2 protein-coding genes and 1 pseudogene are annotated in these 2,096 nt (G+C 68.6%); 1 reads left to right on the plus strand and 2 read right to left on the minus strand.

The window, feature by feature from the left end; genetic code table 11:
- Positions 1-102 precede the first annotated feature (102 nt).
- Positions 103-747 carry a GTP cyclohydrolase I gene (gene folE, locus ABT116_RS43470; RefSeq protein WP_351646303.1) on the minus strand — a complete coding sequence of 215 codons (645 nt, stop codon included), beginning with the start codon at positions 745-747 and terminating at the stop codon, positions 103-105.
- 207 nt (positions 748-954) lie between these two features.
- Between folE and ABT116_RS51135 the strand changes: the two are divergent.
- Positions 955-1,020 (plus strand): annotated as a pseudogene (locus ABT116_RS51135) (hypothetical protein); the annotation flags it as partial.
- Between the two features lie 183 nt (positions 1,021-1,203).
- On the opposite strand, the gene ABT116_RS43480 reads toward ABT116_RS51135, so the two are convergent.
- Positions 1,204-1,956, minus strand: a complete 753-nt coding sequence (locus ABT116_RS43480) for a mycofactocin-coupled SDR family oxidoreductase (RefSeq protein WP_351646301.1) — start codon at positions 1,954-1,956, stop codon at positions 1,204-1,206.
- Positions 1,957-2,096 lie beyond the last annotated feature (140 nt).

The raw sequence follows: 2,096 nt of genomic DNA on the forward strand, positions 1-2,096 counted from the left end.
CCCGCCCGTCCCCCCCGCCCCCTGTCGCGCGGTGGGGGGGGCCCCCCGCGGCCGGGGCGCCCCGGCGCCCCCCCCGGGGGGGGGGGGGCCCCCGCGCCGCGCTCACTTGGCCACCCCCGTCAGGGCGAGGAACTCGCCGCGGGAGCGGGCGTCGGAGCGCAGGAGGCCCAGCAGGGTCGAGGTCAGGGTGTCGGAGCCGGTGGCCTGCACACCGCGCAGCGTCATGCAGGAGTGCTCGGCCTCGATGACCACGCCGACGCCCTTGGGCTCCAGATGGATTTGCAGCCAGTCGGCGACCTGCTTGGTCAGGCGCTCCTGGACCTGGGGGCGGCAGGCGAAGTGCTCGACGACGCGCGCCAGCTTGGACAGGCCCAGGATGCGGGCGCCGGGCAGGTAGCCGACGTGCGCGGTGCCGACCACCGGCAGCAGATGGTGCTCGCAGACGGTACGGACCGGAATGCGCCGGGCGAGGACGAGTTCGTCGTAGCCCTCGTCGTTCGGGAACGTCGTCAGGTCGAAGGGGCGCGGGCTGAAGAGTTCGGCGTAGGCGCGGGCCATCCGGCCGGGTGTGCCGCGCAGGCTCTCCGAGGCCGTGGAGATGCCGAGGGCCTCCAGGAACCGGCCTGCCGCGACCTCGGCGGCGGCCAGGTCGATCCCGTCGGGTTCGTGGACGACCCGCAGGGCGGGCCGTACGGGTGCCGTCAGGTCGGCTGCCTCCGATGCCGAGTGCGGTGAGAGCGGGACCATGGTGACCTCCAAGAGTTTCACCAACAAGTTTTTCCTTTATTCGGCGTCGGCGTCAAGACGCGCAGACCACACCGCCCGGACAGCTCTCGCTCCCACGTGTGTGGGAGTTACCGTGGTCGTGTGGCTTCCGACCCGCCCGCGCAGGCCGATCCGGCCGACAGCGCCATCGACTCCGTCAGCGTCCTGAGCGAGAACTCGCGCCGGCGCATGTTCGCCTTCGTCCGGCGGGCCCGGCGCCCCGTCACCCGCGACGAGGCCGCCGCCAGCGTCGGCATCTCCCGCAAGCTCGCCGCCTTCCACCTCGACAAGCTGGTCGACGCCGGCCTGCTGCGCGCCCACTATGAAGCGCCGGGCGGCACCCGCAAGGTCGGCAGGCAGCCGAAGGTGTACGAGCCCACCGGCGCCCAGATCACCGTGAACATCCCCGACCGGCGGCACGAGCTGCTGGCCGACCTGCTATTGGACGCGGTCCTGAACGAGCAGGCCGGCGAAACCGCCACGCAGCAAGAGGTTGCCCACGTCGGCTCCGCTCGATGTGGGGGAGTCCGCAAACAGTTTCGCGACGGCGTCGTTGACGACCATGGGTGTATTCGCGCCCGTCGGGTGCACGGAGTTGACACGAATATTGTGGGGAGCAAGCCAGTGCGACCACGTCCGACCAAGCCCCACGATGGCATGTTTACTCGCGCAGTAGCCGTCGGACCCGCCGGTGCCGTCACCTCCGCGACCGACAAGTCCCAGTGTTGATCCGGTCAGGACGATTGCGCCGCCTGTCCCTTGCTCGATCATCGGGGGCGCTGCGGCCTGGACGGTATTCCAGACGCCGAATAGGTTGACCTCCATCTGGTCGCGGAAGGCGCGAGCATCGTCGATATCCGGGGACATCATGCCGATACCGGCGTTGGCCAGGACGATGTCGAGGCTGCCCAACTCCGCAATTCCTTCGGATACTGCAGCTTCTAGCGCAGGTAAATCGCGAACGTCGACTTCTCGCGCGACGACATGTCGCCCGAGGGCCTCGACCATTGCCGTTGTCTGCCTCAAATCGTCGTCGGTTCCCATCGGGTAGGCCACCGATTCGATCTGACGGCAGATGTCGAGCGCAATGATGTTCGCGCCCTCCTGCGCCAGTCGCACGGCGTGGCTTCGGCCCTGACCTCGGGCGGCTCCGGTGATCAGTGCGGTTTTGCCTTCCAACTGTCCGGGCATGCGTGCTCCGTCCGTCGTGAATCATGATTACTCGGTCATGAGTACTGACCCGAGGGGACGGCGAAATTCGTCGCCGGCGACGTAGTCTGAGTTCAGATACAGCGGGAACTCGCTTCGGAAGAGAAGGGGCTCGGTATGTC

The organism is Streptomyces sp. NPDC002130 (assembly GCF_040296465.1).
Taxonomy (GTDB): domain Bacteria; phylum Actinomycetota; class Actinomycetes; order Streptomycetales; family Streptomycetaceae; genus Streptomyces.